This is a genomic window from Holdemanella sp. DFI.5.55 (genome assembly GCF_020593575.1).
In the GTDB taxonomy this organism is placed as follows: Bacteria; Bacillota_I; Bacilli_A; order Erysipelotrichales; family Erysipelotrichaceae; genus Holdemanella; species Holdemanella hominis.
On record NZ_JAJDMK010000235.1, the window covers coordinates 1 to 308 of the forward strand.

General features: G+C 34.7%; 1 protein-coding gene. It reads right to left on the minus strand.

Translation table 11 applies throughout. The features are described from left to right. A partial coding sequence (locus LJE08_RS13930) for a hypothetical protein (protein WP_227403572.1) occupies positions 1-209 on the minus strand: 209 nt, incomplete at its 3' end. Between the last annotated feature and the right edge of the window lie 99 nt (positions 210-308).

Consider the following 308-nt stretch of genomic DNA (forward strand, 5'->3'; position numbering starts at 1 on the left):
CCTTGCTTGATACCCATCTGGATTCCTCTGTTTGTTGATTCTTCAAACATTTCATCTAATGCTCTGCACACTTTTACATCTCCCTTCTCGCTTTTGTTGTAGATACTCAATAACTCTTTGTTCTTTGTCACTACATACGCAAAATACAATGCATCACGATTAAACTCTCGATCTAGATCTTCTTTTAAAACCTGTTTTCTATAGATCATACGCAATAGATCAAAAAAGTCCTGTGTTGCCTTTTCACCTGTATTATACTTGTGATTTGTGTTTAGCTCAATCAGATTCAGTTTAAACTCATTGAACAT